General features: G+C 68.0%; 13 protein-coding genes. 6 read left to right on the top strand and 7 right to left on the bottom strand.

Annotated elements, in window-relative coordinates; genetic code table 11:
• Positions 1-141: 141 nt before the first annotated feature.
• Complete coding sequence (locus tag QZM35_RS05965) at positions 142-570, top strand: helix-turn-helix domain-containing protein (RefSeq protein ID WP_089427498.1); 429 nt, start codon at positions 142-144, stop codon at positions 568-570.
• Between the two features lie 2 nt (positions 571-572).
• Positions 573-1,907, top strand: a complete 1,335-nt coding sequence (locus QZM35_RS05960) for a type II toxin-antitoxin system HipA family toxin (RefSeq protein WP_174974348.1) — start codon at positions 573-575, stop codon at positions 1,905-1,907.
• A gap of 26 nt (positions 1,908-1,933) precedes the next feature.
• Here the strand turns inward: QZM35_RS05960 and QZM35_RS05955 are convergent, their stop codons facing one another.
• A complete protein-coding gene (locus tag QZM35_RS05955; protein WP_089429098.1) occupies positions 1,934-3,163 on the bottom strand; it encodes a DUF2252 family protein in 1,230 nt (409 codons plus the stop codon).
• A gap of 218 nt (positions 3,164-3,381) precedes the next feature.
• On the opposite strand from QZM35_RS05955, the gene QZM35_RS05950 reads away from it, so the two are divergent.
• Positions 3,382-4,617 carry an NADH:flavin oxidoreductase gene (locus tag QZM35_RS05950; RefSeq protein WP_301775572.1) on the top strand — a complete coding sequence of 412 codons (1,236 nt, stop codon included), beginning with the start codon at positions 3,382-3,384 and terminating at the stop codon, positions 4,615-4,617.
• A gap of 53 nt (positions 4,618-4,670) precedes the next feature.
• Here the strand turns inward: QZM35_RS05950 and QZM35_RS05945 are convergent, their stop codons facing one another.
• Positions 4,671-5,798: a 4-hydroxyphenylpyruvate dioxygenase family protein gene (locus QZM35_RS05945; RefSeq protein WP_089427501.1), complete on the bottom strand. Its 1,128-nt coding sequence runs from the start codon at positions 5,796-5,798 to the stop codon at positions 4,671-4,673.
• Between the two features lie 356 nt (positions 5,799-6,154).
• Between QZM35_RS05945 and shiA the strand changes: the two genes are divergently transcribed.
• Entirely contained in the window at positions 6,155-7,462 is a 1,308-nt protein-coding gene (gene shiA / locus QZM35_RS05940) for a shikimate transporter (RefSeq protein WP_089427502.1), read from the top strand.
• A gap of 217 nt (positions 7,463-7,679) precedes the next feature.
• Positions 7,680-8,981 carry a UDP-N-acetylglucosamine 1-carboxyvinyltransferase gene (locus QZM35_RS05935; RefSeq protein ID WP_089432680.1) on the top strand — a complete coding sequence of 434 codons (1,302 nt, stop codon included), beginning with the start codon at positions 7,680-7,682 and terminating at the stop codon, positions 8,979-8,981.
• Between the two features lie 87 nt (positions 8,982-9,068).
• Here QZM35_RS05935 and QZM35_RS05930 read toward each other — a convergent pair whose 3' ends face one another.
• A complete protein-coding gene (locus QZM35_RS05930) occupies positions 9,069-9,680 on the bottom strand; it encodes a hypothetical protein (RefSeq protein WP_089432679.1) in 612 nt (203 codons plus the stop codon).
• A 296-nt stretch (positions 9,681-9,976) separates the two neighbouring features.
• Between QZM35_RS05930 and QZM35_RS05925 the strand changes: the two genes are divergently transcribed.
• The gene (locus QZM35_RS05925; protein WP_089427504.1) at positions 9,977-10,747 is read left to right on the top strand and encodes an IclR family transcriptional regulator C-terminal domain-containing protein; all 771 of its coding nucleotides are present in this window, start codon (positions 9,977-9,979) and stop codon (positions 10,745-10,747) included.
• A 60-nt stretch (positions 10,748-10,807) separates the two neighbouring features.
• Here QZM35_RS05925 and QZM35_RS05920 read toward each other — a convergent pair whose 3' ends face one another.
• The 4 genes from QZM35_RS05920 to QZM35_RS05905 all read right to left on the bottom strand — a co-directional run bounded on the left by QZM35_RS05920 (position 10,808) and on the right by QZM35_RS05905 (position 16,291).
• The gene (locus QZM35_RS05920; RefSeq protein ID WP_301775571.1) at positions 10,808-13,108 is read right to left on the bottom strand and encodes an ATP-dependent DNA helicase; all 2,301 of its coding nucleotides are present in this window, start codon (positions 13,106-13,108) and stop codon (positions 10,808-10,810) included.
• The gene (locus QZM35_RS05915) at positions 13,105-14,799 is read right to left on the bottom strand and encodes a VRR-NUC domain-containing protein (protein WP_301775570.1); all 1,695 of its coding nucleotides are present in this window, start codon (positions 14,797-14,799) and stop codon (positions 13,105-13,107) included. Before QZM35_RS05915 ends, QZM35_RS05920 begins: the two co-directional genes overlap by 4 nt.
• Before the next feature lie 96 nt (positions 14,800-14,895).
• Positions 14,896-15,774 carry a MipA/OmpV family protein gene (locus tag QZM35_RS05910; protein ID WP_089432676.1) on the bottom strand — a complete coding sequence of 293 codons (879 nt, stop codon included), beginning with the start codon at positions 15,772-15,774 and terminating at the stop codon, positions 14,896-14,898.
• A 205-nt stretch (positions 15,775-15,979) separates the two neighbouring features.
• Complete coding sequence (locus tag QZM35_RS05905) at positions 15,980-16,291, bottom strand: hypothetical protein (protein WP_041492268.1); 312 nt, start codon at positions 16,289-16,291, stop codon at positions 15,980-15,982.
• Positions 16,292-16,434: the final 143 nt, after the last annotated feature.

Below are 16,434 nucleotides of genomic sequence, written 5' to 3'. Positions count from 1 at the left end.
GGGATGGCGGGTCGGCTTTACGCCTGACAGGCTATCGCTTGTTTTTGGTGGATACAGTCTTTGGTTTGTATTTTGATAATACATGCTATAGGCTGTATTTTTCGATTACAAACGATCGCTTGTCATCCTGCGGAGCGCCCGATGTCCTTTCCTGTCCAGACCCTGACCCAACTGCGGCCGATACTCGTCGGCTTCCGGAAAGCCGCGGGCCTCACGCAGGCGCAATTGGCCGCCCGTCTGGGCGTCACGCAACAATCCTACGCGCAGCTCGAGGCCAATCCGTCGGCGGTCAGCATCGAGCGGCTCTTCAAAGTGCTGAACGCGCTCGGCGTTCACATGACACTCGCACTGGGCAAGCAGGACGTGTCGGCGGCATCGGCGGATCCCGTGCCTGTGCCCGATGCCACGCCGGCGGTTCGGAAACCGGCTTCGAGCAAACGCAAGCAGGAAACGTCCCGCGGCACCACGCCCGCCAAAAATCCAGCCAAACCCGCAACCGGCGCCAAGCGCAAGCGGCCCACTGACGCAGCACCCGGCAAGCCCAGGGTTGCGAAGCGGGAGGACTGGTGACGATGGCCACGCGTGTCCGCCACGACCGGCTCGACCTGTGGATGAATGGCATTCCGGTCGGCTACTGGGAAGTCCGGCGCGGCGTCGAGCGCCTCGTCTACCTGCCTGAATGGCTCGACGATCCACAGGGGCGGCCGCTGTCGCTGTCGTTGCCCTTCACGCCCGGCAACCAGCCGCACCAGGGCGCGATCGTCGCCGATTACTTCGACAACCTGCTGCCGGACAGCGAGCCGATCCGCCGTCGCATCGCGCAGCGTTACGGGCTCCGCTCGACGGCGCCGTTCGAACTGCTCGCGTCGATCGGCCGCGATTGCGTCGGCGCGATTCAGATGCTGCCGGCCGGTGAGACGCCCGTCGATCTCGAGGCGATCGACGGCATGACGCTTGACGACGCGGCCGTCGCCGACGTGCTGCGCCACGCGACCGCCACGCCGCTGCCTGGCCGCGCGGAGCTGGAAGGCGACCTGAGCCTGTCGATTGCCGGCGCGCAGGAAAAGACCGCGTTGCTGCGTCACGGAAACCGCTGGCTGCGACCATTGGGCAGCACGCCGACGACGCACATTTTCAAGCTGCCGCTCGGACGTGTCGGGAACATGCAGGCCGACATGCGGACGTCCGTCGAAAACGAATGGCTGTGCTCGACGCTCGTCGCCGCGTACGGCCTGCCGGTCGCACCGTGCGAGATCGGCCGGTTCGATGACCAGAAAGCGCTGATCGTCGAGCGCTTCGACCGGCGTCCTTCGCGCGACCGCACATGGATCCTGCGATTGCCGCAGGAGGACATGTGCCAGGCGACCGGCACGCCCGCAGGCGCGAAATACGAATCCGACGGCGGCCCCGGCATCGAGACGATCATGGGCATCCTCGCGCATTCGGCCGACGCTGCGCGCGACCGGATGAATTTCTTCGTCACGCAGCTCGTGTTCTGGGTGCTGGCGGCGATCGACGGCCACGCGAAGAACTTCAGCATCGCGCATTTGCCCGGCAACACCTACCGCAGCACGCCGCTGTACGACGTGCTGTCCGCGCATCCGATCATCGGCACGCGCCGCAACCAGCTTCCGCCGCGCCGCGCGCGGCTCGCGATGGCCGTGTGCGGGAATAACCGGCACTACGTGATCGGCGAGATCCAGCCGCGCCACTGGATCGCGCAGGGCCGGCGTGTCGGCCTGACCGAAGATGACGTGCACGCCGCGATGGCAGCCGTCGTCGCGCGCACGGAACCCGCGATCGCCGAGGCCGCAGCGCAGATCCCGGCGGAGTTTCCGGCGGACGTGGCGGATGCAATCTTCGACGGCATGCGTCGGCAGAGCCTCAAGCTGGGCGCGGCCGGGTAGCCTCGGCCGTCGCCCGCGGCGACACGCTACTCGCCGGCGGCGAAGCGCCGGCAATGCTCCAGATACCCCGCTTCATGGCTGCTCACGAGCTGGACGATGCTGTTCCACAGCCACATCGGTGCGTCGATCGTCTTCGCGCGGTTGCGGCCGAGTTCGGTGCGCCATGCCGTGCGTGTCGGCTTGTCCATCTGGCGCGCGTGGGCGGCGCCGACCGCCGCACCGAGATAGCGCGCGACGTCACGCGCATCGTCCTCGGCGAGCAGATCGATGTCGAGCTTCAGGTCCTGTGGCAGCAGTTCGCGGATCACGACCGCGCGATCGAGCAGGCGCGCGGCCCGCATCCGCTCGCCGAGGGCCGGCGACAGATGCCGTGCGCCTTCCACGACGCGCTCGGCGTTGTCGCGCGGCATCGTGGCCGTTTCGTCGCGCGGTGCAGCGGCCGTCACGCCCTCCTTGATGTCCATCAGACACAGGTCGTCGCCGTCGCGCACGTCGCCGTCGATGTCGAGCAGCACCGCGTAGCGCAGTCGTCCAAGCGAACTGCAGCCTTTCACCCAGTACGCCGCGTCGAGCACGTCGACCTTGCCTCCGTCCTTGCGGCCCTTGAGGCTCGTTGCGAGTGTCGCGATCGCATCGTCGCTGAACAGCTTGCCGATCGCGCGGGATTCCTTCGCACTCAGCGGCCAGAAGCGACGGCCAAGCGGAATCGTCGGCGCGAGCCCTTCGATCCGTTCGATCGCGAGTTGCCGCCACGAGCGGCGCATGGCCTGCTTCATCACGAGGTGCACGGGTTCGGGGCGTTGGGGCAGCTTCGCGTGGCGGCTGCCGAATGCCGACGCATAACCCGCCGTCATCGCCTCCATCATGTGCACGATCGTCAGGCCCGCCAGTGCGGACCCGCGCGCGGCCGTCGCCAGCGACAGCCCGAGGCGGATCAGGTCGTGAACGGGATTGCCGACGACCGTCTGGTCGAGATCCCGGATCTGCACCTCGACCTTTCCTTCACTGTTCGCGACCGGGCCGAGATTGCCGGTATGGCAATCGCCACAGATCCAGATCGACGGCCCGTGCGGCAGTGCGCTGCCGTTGGTCTCGACGAGCCATTCGTAGAAACGCGCCGTATTGCCGCGCACGTACGCGTGAGGTGAGCGCGCCATCTTCCGGCGGCGCTGTTCGGTCAGGATCGCCTGGCGCCCGGCGGGTTTCGGCATGCGCTTCTGCTTGTGTTTCTGCTTCGGCTGTGACTGGTTGCTCATTCGGTTCTCCGGATGTTCCTGTCGTGTGCGGCATGCGGCTTCGTCACGATGCCATTGATCGATGCCTTTCTGCAAACCGGCAGCGTCGCCAATGTCCGTCCCCCCGGCCTGCCGTCTCATGCTTCATTCGGCCGGATCGGGGCCATCCACCTGGACGATGTGCGCCGGCGCGGGTTGCGCACAATGACCGTCGAACCCATTCCCGACGTCTCCCCGACATGGAACCCACCGAATTGTCCCTCGCGTTCAACCCGCTGCAGATCGGCCCGCTGACGCTGCGCAACCGCCTGATCAAGTCCGCGACCAACGAGGGCATGACGCCGAACGGTGTGCCGTCGCGCGCGCTCGTCCGTTTTCACGAACGCATCGCCGAAGGCGGCGCCGCGCTGACGACCGTCGCGTACTGCGCGATCAGCGACGACGGCCGCACATTCGTCGACCAGGCGCGGCTCGACGCGCCGACGGTCCGCCAGTTCCGCGCGTTGACCGACGCCGTCCATCGCCACGGTGCCGCCGCATCCGCGCAGATCACGCATGGCGGCTGCTTCACGTTCCTGCCGTCGCTGTCGACCAAGCGGCCATTGAGCGCGTCGGGCGGCTTCAACAAGGTCGGCGTGATGAGCGGCCGCTTCCTGAAGCAGGCGATGACGCACGACCAGATGTCGACCATCGCCGACGAATTCGCGCAGGCCGCACGCCATGCGCGCGACGCCGGCTTCGATGCAGTCGAGATCCACATGGGGCACGGCTATCTGCTCAGCCAGTTCCTGTCGCCGCTGTACAACCGCCGCCGCGACGCGTATGGCGGCGACGCGGCGCGGCGTGCCGCGTTCCCGGTCGAGGTGCTGCGCCGCGTGCTCGATGCGGTGGGCCGCGACCTCGCCGTCGTCTGCAAGATCGGCGTGACCGAAGGCGTGCGCGGCGGCGGAACCGCCGACGACGCTTGCGAAGTCGCGCGGCGGCTCGAAGCCGAAGGCGCGCATCTGCTCGTGCTCAGCGGCGGGATGAACGTCGAATCGGTGTGGCAGCTGTTCGGCAGCCCGTTGCCCGGCGAGGCGCGTGCGAATGCCGACAACGCGATCGTGCGCGCGGCAATGGCGTTGCAGAAGCTCACCGAGCCGAAGATGGGCGCGTTTCGGGAGATGTATTTCCTCGAACACTCGAGGAAGGTGCGCGCGGCCGTCAGGATGCCGCTCGCTTACCTCGGCGGCGTGCGTTCGCGCGAGAACGTCGAGCGGGCGATGCGCGAAGGGTTCGACGCGGTGGCGCTCGCACGCGCGCTCGTGTTCGAGCCGGATTTCGTCAACGGGCTGCGCGACGGCCGGCTCGCGCAGTCGGGCTGCACGTCGTGCAACCGTTGTGTCGTGTCGATGTACACGCCGGGCGGCACCGCGTGCGTGCTGCGCGAGTCGAACGACCCCGCGCCGAACCGCGTGCCGGCCGCCGGCGCGTGACGCTTGACGTGTAACGCGTGATGCCTGATGCCTGATGCGGGCGCCGCGGCCGCTCAGCCGGCGTCGCGCGCGCGGGCGAGTGCGGCGAGATTCCCTTCCCCGAACCCGTGGTGCCCCTTGCGCTGCACGATTTCGAAGAAGATCTCGCCGGGCCGGCGCTTGACGAAGGTCTGGAAGAACAGGCGCGGCACGCCGTCGCTGCCGATCTCGCCGTCGACCAGCACCGCGCGGCGGCGCAGCGCGTCGAGGTCGACGCCGTGCCCCGGCAGCCGTGCGTCGACCTCGTCGTAATAGCGGGCCGGCGGCTCGACGAATTCGACGCCGTTCGCCCGCAGCGCATCGACGCAGGACAGGATGTCGTCGGTGGCCAGCGCGACGTGCTGCACGCCTTCACCGGGGTGGTCGGGCAGGTACGCATGCATCAGCTCGGTGCGCCGCGTGCCTTCCTCATAGACTGGAATCCGCACCGCGCCGCACGGCGACACCATCACGCGCGATTCCTCGGACACATGCCAGTGCGCATCGATTTCGTGGATCTCGCGAAAATGCAGCAGGTCGTGGTAGAAATCCAGCCACTCCTGCATGCGCCCCGCGCCGACGGTCTGCGTGAAATGATCGACCTGCTGCAGCCCAACACCCACGCAGTCGAGATCGGTATGTGCGGTTGCGATGTCGATCGGCCGGAAATCGATGTCGAAGATCGAAATATCGCCGACGCCGCCGCGCTGGCCGTCACGCCCGCGCCAGCGGTCGACGAAATAGAGGTGCGAATCGCCGATGCCCTGGATCGCCGGAATCTTCAGCTCGCCGACGCCGACCTTCTCGCCCTCGAACGCCCACGCGCCGAGCTCGATCGCCCGCTCGAACGCGCGCCGGGCGCTGGCCACGCGCAGCCCGATCGCGCAGACGCCCATCCCGTATTCCTCCGCGTAGCGCGCGGCGAACGAATCGGGCTCGGCGTTGATCAGGAAGTGCATCTGCCCTTGCCGGTACAGCGTGACGTTCTTGCTGACGTGCCGCGCGATCGCCTTGAAGCCGAGCTGCTCGAAGCGCTGCGCAAGCGCTTCCGGCACGGGCGCCGCGAATTCGACGAACTCGAGGCCGGCCATCCCGAGCGGATTGGCAACCGGATCGGCAACGGGCGGCGTATCGCTGGACAGGGGGTGGGAAGTGCCGGGCATTCCAGTCTCCGGGGGCATGCGTCGATGGGGATGGCGCTCGTTGCGTGCGGGATGCGCGGCCAGGGTGGCGACCGCGCGTCCGCCCCGAACGGGCGAGTTTTCAATGCTGCCAATTTTAACCAGTTCGTTCACGGCGGCACACCCTGGCCAAACGGGATATCGTCACGCGGCCTAGTGCAAACCCGGAAAGCGTTCGATAATCGCACGGATTTGAACGATAATCGCGCACTCTGTCCGATTGGCCAATTGCCGCCATGCGGCGCGCGCCCTATTCTCCGTTCACTCATCGACTTCAATGCAGCATCGGACGCGGCGCCGCCACGATTCCACGATGCGCCGTGCCAGGAGACATCGCCATGACCCCAACCTTCGACACCCTCGACGCCGCAGCCGGCGCCCGCGCGCGCAGCCAGGCCCGCAAGGCCGCGATAGGCAGCTTCGTCGGCGCCGTCGTCGACTGGTACGACTTCCTGCTGTACGGGATCGTCGCCGCGCTGGTATTCAATTCCGAGTTCTTCCCGAAAGTCAGCCCGACGATGGGCACGCTCGCGGCGTTCGCGACCTTCGGCGTCGGCTTCCTGTTCCGGCCGCTCGGCGGCGTCGTGTTCGGCCACTACGGCGACCGGCTCGGCCGCAAGCGGATGCTGGTGCTGACCGTGATGCTGATGGGGCTGTCGACGGTCGCGATCGGCCTGCTGCCGGCGTTCTCGACGATCGGCTGGTGGGCGCCCGTGCTGCTGGTGCTGATGCGCGCGATCCAGGGTTTCGCGGTCGGCGGCGAATGGGGCGGCGCGGCGCTGATGGCCGTCGAAAGCGCGCCGAAGCAGAAGAAGGCGTTCTACAGCAGCGGCGTGCAGGTCGGCTACGGCGTCGGCCTCGTGCTGGCCACGGGCATCGTGTCGATCCTGAGCCACACGCTCGGCGAGGCCGCATTCAAGTCGTGGGGCTGGCGCCTGCCGTTCGTGTTCAGCATCGTGCTCGTGCTGATCGGGCTGTGGGTGCGCAAGAACATGGACGAATCGCAGGAGTTCGTCGAGAAGGTCGAACACGGCAACCGCAAGCTGCGCCTGCCGGTGCTGGAAGCGCTCACGCGCCATCCGAAGGCATTCCTGCTGATCATCGCGCTGCGCCTCGCTGAACTGTTCACGATGTATATCGTCACCGCGTTCGCGCTCAGCTATTCGACGACGAACCTCGGCATGTCGCGCGACCTGTTCCTGAACATCGGCTTGCTGGTGGGCGCGGTGAGCTGTGTGACGATTCCGTGCTTCGCGTGGCTGGCCGACCGCTACGGCCTGCGCCGCATCTACCTGATCGGCGCGCTGATCGGCCTGGCGTCCGCGGTGCCGTTCTTCGTCGCGCTGGAAGCGCGCTCGATCGCGTGGATCGTGATCTTCTCGATCCTGCTCGCGAATGCCGCGCACGACATGGTCGTGAGCGTCCAGCAGCCGCTGTTCACCGAGCTGTTCGGCGCCGAATACCGCTATAGCGGCGCGGGCGTCGGCTACCAGTTCGCGAGCGTGGTCGGCGGCGGGTTCACGCCGTTCATCGCGGTCGGCCTCGTCAGCATGGCCGGCGGCTCGTGGCACCTCGTCGCTGGTTATCTCGCGGTGGGCTGCCTGATCTCGCTGGTGGTCGCCGCGCGGATGCGGGCTGCGCAGTAACACCCTGACCGGATGGCCGGCCCGATGCGCGGCCGGCCATCCCGCGTGGCTCGACGATGACCTGCAACGGCGCCACGGCCTCGTGTTCGAGCGCACGACGTCAAACACTGTCAGTTACACGCGTCGATTCGCCCTTTTCCCCGCTGAACATGCCACGCCGCCCGCCGACCAATGGCATCATATGGGCCTACGTCAGTCACCGATACGCCCCCATATCATGTCGAATCTCATCGTCCACGGCGGCACTCCGCTGCGCGGGGACATCAAGCCGTCCGCGAACAAGAACGCCGTCCTGCCGATTCTGTGCGCCACCCTGTTGACCGATCAGCCGCTGCGCCTCATCGGCGTGCCGGACATCACCGACGTGCGCAAGATCCTCGACATCTTCCGCACGCTCGGCAGCGACGTGTCGGTCGACTTCACGACGGGCCTGCTCGAACTCCACCATCGCAACACGAAATTCGATCCGGCCGTCCACCGGCTGCCGGAAGCGATGCGCTCGTCGATCATGCTGATCCCGCCGCTGCTCGCGCGCTTCGGCGTCGCGCGCCTCGAGAACGACGTGAAGGGCTGCACGCTCGGCGTGCGCGAGATCGATCCGCACGTCGAGGTGTTCGAGCGCTTCGGCGCGCACATCGAGCGCACGCCCGATTCGCTGATCGTCCGCACCGACGGCCCGTTGACGGCCAACGACCACTGGCTCGACTACGCGTCGGTCACGACCACCGAGAACTTCGCGCTGTGCGCGACGGCCGCCAACGGCACGTCGACGCTGATGAATGCCGCGTCCGAGCCGCACGTGCAGGAGTTCTGCCAGTTCCTCGCGATGATCGGCGTCGCGATCGAGGGCATCGGTACGTCGCGGCTGTGCGTGACGGGCGGCCGCAAGCTCGGCGGCGGCGAGTTCCGCTTCGCCGAGGATTTCCACGAGATCGCGACGTTCCTCGCGCTCGGCGCGATCACCGGCGGCGACATCACGGTGCGCAACTCGTCGCCCGAACATTTCCCGCTGATCGACCGCACGTTCGCGAAGTTCGGCGTCAACGTCACGCACCGCGACGGCTGGTCGCGCGCGGAGCGCGACGGCCCGCTGCGCGTGCGCCGGCCGTTCACGCAGAACATCCTCACCAAGGTCGAAGCCGCGCCGTGGCCGTACCTGCCGGTCGACCTGCTGCCGATCTTCATCGCGCTCGGCGTGCGTGCGGAAGGCAGCGCGATGTTCTGGAACAAGGTGTACGACGGCGCGCTCGGCTGGTCCGGCGAACTGTCGAAGTTCGGCGCGCACGTGCTGCTGTCCGATCCGCACCGGCTGATCACGTTCGGCGGGCTGCAACTGACGCCGGCGCGCGTCGAGAGCCCGTACATCATCCGTGTCGCGATCGCGCTGCTGATGGTGGCCGCGAGCATCGAAGGCCGCTCGGAAATCATGAACGCGCTGCCGATCCGCCGCGCACACCCGCACTTCGTCGAGAACCTGCGCTCGGTCGGCGCGAACGTCGAGTGGACGAGCAGCGAGTAAAGCCCTGACGGTACGGCGCAAGCGCTGCGAACAGCCGTACCATCCTCCCCACCCGGCCGGCACCCGTGCCGGCCGCGCCTTCCCGCGTTACTCGCCTCCTCCGCAATCGACATCGCCGCCGCCCATGTGGTCGAACCCGTAAAGCATCACGGCCGTCGTGCCGCGCGCGGGGTTGCTCGGGCGTTTCGCCAGGCTTTCATCGAGTGGAGACGACGGGTACTGGACGCTCGTGTCCATCAGGTTGCCCGGCTCCGAGCGCAACTCCGCTTCGGTCAGCTTGCTTCCTTCCGCGCGCGGCAGCCCGAACGCCTTGCGCACGTCCGCTTCGTTCCACGTCCCCTTCAGCGTGACGGTGACCATCTGCAGCCTGCCTTGCTCCCAGTCGAGATCGACCTTCGTCGCGAGCGGATGCACGCTGGCCGCGAGCCGGTCGGGGAACGCCGGGCCCTCGTAGTAGGCCTTCGTGTTCTTGCACGCGTCGCCGGTGTTCCGGTACTGCTTCAGCGCGCAATTGAAGCGCTTGTCACGGTAGCCGAAGGACGTTTCGACGTAGCAGCCGAATTTCGGTGACGTCATGCGCGGCCACGCGCGGATGTCGGCGGTCGGCTTCGGGAGGAGTGTTCCGGACGAAGGATTCGCCGCGGCAAGCAGCGGCACGGCCGCGACGAGCACGGCCAATACGGATTCGCGAATTGTCATTGTTCTGTTCCAGTCGAGGCGCCGATTCTAGCGCGGCTTCGCCAGCGTAATCGTGCCTGCGATGCTGCGGAACAGCGGCAAAGCCTGCGGCATGTCTTCCACACAGGTTGCGCAAGTCAGGCTGGCCCAATAGTTCGGCGTGGTGCCGATTGTCGTCGACGGTCATGTTCCGGGCCTGGAGCACGCATCCACCGTCGAATGAAACGAGCCCTGATCAAGCGTCGTGGAGATCAGAACTGCGCGATAATCGCCCATTCACGCGCGATCACCGCGCATTCCGACGCCTGATCACGACGATGAAAAAGCCCGAACTCGACCGACGCGACTGGATTGCCGGCCTCGAAAAAGGCCTGGCGATCCTCGAGGCATTCGACAGCCAGCATGCGCGCATGACGCCCACCCAGGCTGCCGCGCGCACCGGCCTCACGCGCACGGCCGCGCGGCGCTACCTGCTGACGCTCGAATCACTCGGCTACGTGTACACCGACGGCAAGCTGTACGGTCTCACGCCGCGCGTGCTGCGGGTCGGCTGGTCGTACTTCGATTCGGCCCGCCTGCCGCGCACGGTCCAGCCCTATCTGCAGCAATTGAGCGCGTCGCTGAACGAGTCGGCGTACGTGAGCGTGCTCGACGACTGGGAACTCGTGTTCATCGCGCGCAACGGCGTGTCGCGCGTGATGACGACCGGCTTCGTGCTCGGCGCGCGCGTGCCGGCGCCGCTGACGTCGCCCGGCGTCGTGCTGCTCGCCCATCATCCGGATCGCGAAGCCGTGCGCGCGTGGCTCGACGACACCGAACTGCCGCCGTTCACGCCGCACACGATCACCAACAAGGCGCGCCTGCTCGAACAGGTCGACCAGGCACGCGACGCCGGTTTCGCGGCGATCGAACAGCAATTGCAGGTCGGCGTGCGCGGAATCGCGGTGCCGCTGAAGAACCGTCATGGTGAAGTGGTCGCCGCGCTGAGCACGAACATGCCGATCGGCGCGGAGACGACCGACGCGGCCGTGCGGCGCGTCCTGCCGCATCTGCAGGAAGCCGCGCTCGCGATGCTCAACGTGCTGTAGCGAGGCGCGGAGACGGGGAAGCCGTGCGCCGGAACGGGCCGCGCAGCGTCATCGTCACCGTCACCCGATCCGCCACCACCGCGGCAGCAGATCGCGCACTTCGCGCCGCCGGTAACGGTCGTCGATCAGGTGCACGACGCCTTCGTCGTGCTCGGTGCGGATCACGCGTCCTGCCGCCTGCACGACTTTCTGCAAGCCCGGGTACAGGTACATGTAGTCGTAGCCGTTGCCGAAGCGCGCGTCCATCGCACGCCGCATCTGCTCGTTGACGTCGTTGACCTGCGGCAACCCGAGCGTCGCGATGAACGCGCCGATCAGCCGCTCGCCGACCAGGTCCACGCCTTCCGAGAACGCGCCGCCCAGCACCGCGAAGCCGACGCCGCGCCCGCCTGCGTCGAAGCGGGCGAGAAAGGCGTCGCGCTCGCTTTCCGCCATGCCGGGCGCCTGCTCCCAGACGGGCACGTCCGGATGCCGCGTCTGCATCAGCGCGACCACGCGCCCCAGGTAGTCGAAGCTGCTCAGGAAGCCGAGGTAGTTGCCGGGCCGTGTCGCGTATTGCGCGGCGATCAGGTCGGCGATCGGTTCGAGCGAACGGTCGCGGTCGCGCCAGCGCGTCGACACGTGGCTCGCGACGCGCACCGTCAGTTGCTCGGCGCGGAACGGCCCGTCGACGTCGAGCCAGCCCGTGTCGCCGGGCAACCCGAGCGTGTCGCGATAGAAATGAAACGGGCTCAGCGTGCCCGAGAACAGCACGGTCGCGCACGCGGCTTCGTAGCGCGGCGCGAGAAAGCCGGCCGGAATCACGTTGCGCACGCACAGCGTCGACTGGACGCGGCGCCGGCGGCCGGCCGACGCCACGCCGTCCAGCGCCGGCTGGCGCGGCATCGGTTCGCCGTGCAGCGTCGCGTCGAAGATCGACGCGCTGTCGAACGCTTCGGCCAGCACGCCGAACTGGATCGCCTCGAAATGAAACCGCAGCAGTGCATCGCCGTTCGCGCGCGGCGCGTCGGCCAGGTGTTCACCGATTGCCGCAACGAGGTTCTGCACGGCCGACACGATCGGGCCCGGAATCTCCGGATACGCGGCATAGTGCTCGGCCTGCGCGCGACTGACCGAGCCCCAGGCGCGGGCGAGCCGGTCGAACGCCTTGCGCAGTGCCGCGGGCGCAACCTCGCGCGCCGCCGCGAACGCGAACGGGTCGAGCGATGCGCTGTACATCTTCCTCGCGCGATCGAGCAGGTTGTGCGCTTCGTCGACGAGCACGCCGACGCGCCACTGGTTCTGCTGCGCGAGCGTGTGCAGCATCGCGCTGCCGTCGTAGTAGTAGTTGTAGTCGCCGATCACCATGTCGGACCAGCGCGCGAGCTCCTGCGACAGGTAGTACGGGCAGACGTCGTGCGCGAGCGCGGCCGCGCGCACCGTGTCGCGGTCGAGCAGCCCGGCCTCGATGGCCGCATCGCGCGCGGCCGGCAGCCGGTCGTAGAAGCCTTTCGCGAGCGGACACGATTCGCCGTGGCATGCGCTGTCCGGATGCTCGCACGCCTTGTCGCGCGCGACGAGTTCCAGCACGCGCAGCGGCAGCACGGGCGTGCCGGCGCCGAGCGTCGTCGCCGCCTCGAGTGCGAGCGCGCGGCCGGGTGTCTTCGCGGTCAGGAAGTACACATGATCGAGCTCGCCCTCGCCGCAGGCCTTCAGCAGCGGAAACACGGTGCCGAGCGTCTTGCCGATGCCGGTCGGCGCCTGCGCCATCAGGCACCGCTCGTCGCGTGCCGCGCGATAGACGGCCACCGCCAGCTCGCGCTGGCCGCTGCGGAACTGGCCGTGCGGAAACGCCAGCGCGCGCAGCGCCGCATCGCGCGCCGCCCGATGGGCCGTCTCGCGCTCGGCCCAGCCGACGAAGCACGCGCACTGCTCGGCAAAGAACGTCGCAAGCTCGGCCGCGCCCAGCGTTTGCGTCAGCACCGTCTCGCGCTCGGACACGATGTCGAAATAGACGAGCGCGACGTCGATTTCCGGGAGGCTGCGCGCGTCGCACATCAGGTGCGCGTAGACCTTCGCCTGCGCCCAGTGCAGCGCGCGGTGGTTGTCGGGCATCGCATCGAGGCTGCCGCGATAAGTCTTGATTTCCTCGAGACGGTTCGCCACCGGGTCGTAGCCGTCCGCGCGGCCGCGCACGGTGAGCGTGCCCCAGGTGCCGGTCAGCGCGATCTCGGTTTCGTAGCGTGCGCCGCGATTCGACGTGACCGCACCGTGGCCGGCGATGCCTTCGAGCGCGGTCGGTGCGGGCGTGAAGCGCAGGTCGAGGTCGCCGCGTCGCGCGGTGAACTCGCACATCGCCCGCACCGCGACGACGTAGCTCATGCGGACAGCCCCGCCGCTTCGGCGTGCGCGACGCCCTCACCGGCCCACTCGACATCGATCACGCGCACCGGCATGCCGTGTGCGACGCAGTACGCGAGCCAGCGCGTCTGGTTGTCCTGCAGGCGGTCGCCGGGGCCTTTCACCTCGATCAGCTCGTAGCGGCGCTCGCCGGGCCAGAAGCGGACGAGATCGGGCAGCCCCGAGCGGTTGCTGCGGATATCCGCGAGCAGGCGCGTGAACCACAGCCTCAGGTGCTCGGGCGGCAGGCACGCGAGCGCCTCGTCGAGCAACGCGTCCGTCAGCACGCCCCAGAACACGAACGGCGATTGCAGCCCGGCCTTCGTCGCGAAATGCCGGCGGATCGTGTCGCGATACGCACCCGAATCGAGCTGCGCAAAGCACGCGGCGAACGCTTCCGCACGACGCGCGAGGAAATCGGGTGCGTGCAGATCGGCCGGGCCGCGCTGGAACGGGTGGAAGAACGCACCGGGCACCGCGGCGAACACGGGCTCCCAGCACAGCAGCCCGAACAGCGAATTGATCAGCGTATTTTCGACGTAATGGACCGGCGAAGCCGGCTGCGCAAGATGGTCGCGCACGGCGAATTCGACACTGACGAACGCATCGGGACGCGCGATCACGAGCGTCGCGCGCGGCACGTCTGCGGCGGCAGCGGCACGTTCGACACGCTGGCCGAGCCGGCGCTGCAGGCGCGGCAGCATCCGCTCGACACGCTGGCGCTCCTCGTCGCTCTCGAAGCTGCAGCGCGCATCGAGCGCCAGCGCGAGCGCCTCGCCGTCACGCCCGCAGCGTTCGAGCACGCGGATGCGCCGATGGCGGCTGCCGGGCCATGCGCTGCGTGCATACGCGTCGAGCGCGCCGTCCCAGTCGGCCCGGCGCTCACACGTCTGCCCAAGCGCGAACAGCAGCTTCGCGCGACGCGTCGCGAGCCACGGCTGGGCGCAGCCGACCGCGTCGATGGCGCGCATCAGGTCGTCGAACGGCAGATCGTCGGGCCACGCGTCGAGCGCGTCGCGACACGTCTGCAGCGCGAGATACGCATCGACGTCGCCGCGCTGCTGGAACGCCCGCGACGACGGCGCGATCGGCACGCTTTCGTACTGGAACACGCCGAGATCGGCGAGCACGAACTCGCTCCAGTCCTGATGGAGATTGCCGAAGAACATCAGGCGCAGCCGGTCGCACAGCGCGCCGACCGTCACGCGCAGCACGCGGTCGCCGGCCTGCGCGCACCACGCGTCGAGCGGTTGCGCGACGTCGTGCGCGGGCCGCAGCCGTTCGAGCCATTCGGGCTTGCGCTCGCCGGCATGCGCGGCGAGTGCCGGGAAGATGCGCAGCAGATCGGCCTTGGTCGACAGCGCGAACAGTTCGTCGAGCGTCAGCGCAGGCGCCGGATCGACCCAGCCGAGTGCGACGAGCGGCGCGACCGCGTCGAGCGTGCAGCCGATTTCGTCGTAGACGAGCTTGCTGGCGCGGAAGTCGGACCCGTTGCGCATCAGCATCCGCACGAGCAGCGCGCGCGACGCCTGCGGCAGCATCGCGAACTGCCGGACGAACGCGTGCTCGTGTGCGTCGAACAGGTCGTCGTAACGCGCGCCGAGCCAGGCCAGCGCGCGTTCGAAATTGGTCAGGTAGTAAAACGCCGGGGGCGTCGGCGATGCAGGCGTCACGGGGATCGATCACTGTACATTTGTACAGGTCGGAATCATATCAAATGTGACGGCAACTGCCGCACGCCCCGTCGGCGATCGGCTCCCCGGCCCCACTCAGAACTGGTAATTCACCGACATGTCGAACACGCCGTTGGTCTTCTGCTGCGTGATCGGGCTGTGCGCGGCGCGGCCGACGAGCTGCTCGAGCGCGCCGTCGATCGTGACGAACCAGTGCTTGTTCACGAACCAGGCCATCGTCACGCCCGCACCGACCGACTTGAGCCCGGCCCCCGATGAATAGGCCGGCAGCCCCGAGCGCGCGGCGGCGCCCTGGCTCACGCCGAACCAGCTATTCATGTAGCGCGAATCGGCGAACGACACGGTCGGCCCCGCGAACCAGAAGAAATGCTCGTTGCTGCCGGGCATCGGCATGTACGCGGAGAAATCTCCGACCCAACCATTCGAGCCGCCGATGCTGCGCCGGATATCCGCGCGCAGTACGAGCGGAAACTCCTTCGAGATCACGTAATCGGCCGCCAGTTTCATCACCGGCGCCGCGTTGATGTTGTCGAGGCCGTTCAGGTGCTGGAGGTCGTCGGCCGAGCGGCGCCCGAGGTCGTAACCGACGGACAGGCTCACGCGCCAGTTCGGCCCGCGCAGCACGTTCGCGCCGAGCCCTTCGCCGGTCGACAGGAAGAACAGGTCGCGATAGCGGATATCGATCGTCGGGCCGCCCATCACGCGATAGCGGTCAGAGCCCGCATAGCGCGGCTGCAGCGTCATCGCGGCGCCCATGCTGATATCCCAGGTGGAGATGTTCGGCTCGTACAGCTTCTGGAGCGGCACGCCCGCCGAGTATTGCCACTCGCCGAGCGGTGAAGGCGTCTGGGCCGACGCGTCGCGGGCGCCGGCCGCGGCAAGCGCCGCGCAGGCCGACACCCCGGAAACGAACCGGCGTGCGCCGGGTGACAACAAAGGGCGAGCAACAGTCATCAAGGTCCCCGTCGGTGGCGCGAAACGAACCTGAAATAAAGAAGCGCATTACGCCTCTTCGGCTGCAGCGGTGGGCAGCCTGCGGCGCGAACGTAGCGTGCGCTGAATTAACGGACATCCTACGCGACCCACGCGCGGACGCAAAGCGCCCGCTGCGTGCGGGCACTTTGCCGTACGCGGGACAGTCCGGTGAAGCGGAGTGGAATCAGAATCGCTCGACGTGATAGTCGCCGGCCAGCGCGGCCGGGCTGCGCGTCGACATCATCCGCGAGAAGCCGTCGGCGAGCCGACCGAGCGCGAGCTGCTTCTGGCTCGCATCCCAGTGCGTGTAGGTGTCGTACGCGGCATCGTCGAACGACACGGTGACGGCGACCGGGCGGCCGCTGGCGCGAAAGCCGATCTGCAGCACGCCGCCCGGCAATTCCTCGATGTGATAGCGCAACGAGCGCGATTCGAAGTAGCGGCCCAGCACCTGAGCGATCGCGCGCTTGTCTGGCGATTGCACGTGAATGTCCATGAGGGTCCTCCTTTTTTGAGTGTTCGCGCGGACGGTTGTGATGCACCGCCTCCCGGCATCCGGATCGGTGGCGGGTGCGACGGCGGGTCGCCCTGCGGCAGCCCGTCTGGCACGGGCGGATCGACGGGATCGTCGTGCCCGGG

This window comes from Burkholderia sp. AU45274 (genome assembly GCF_030482505.1).
Lineage (GTDB): Bacteria > Pseudomonadota > Gammaproteobacteria > Burkholderiales > Burkholderiaceae > Burkholderia.
This window is presented reverse-complemented; position numbering and strand designations above follow the sequence as displayed.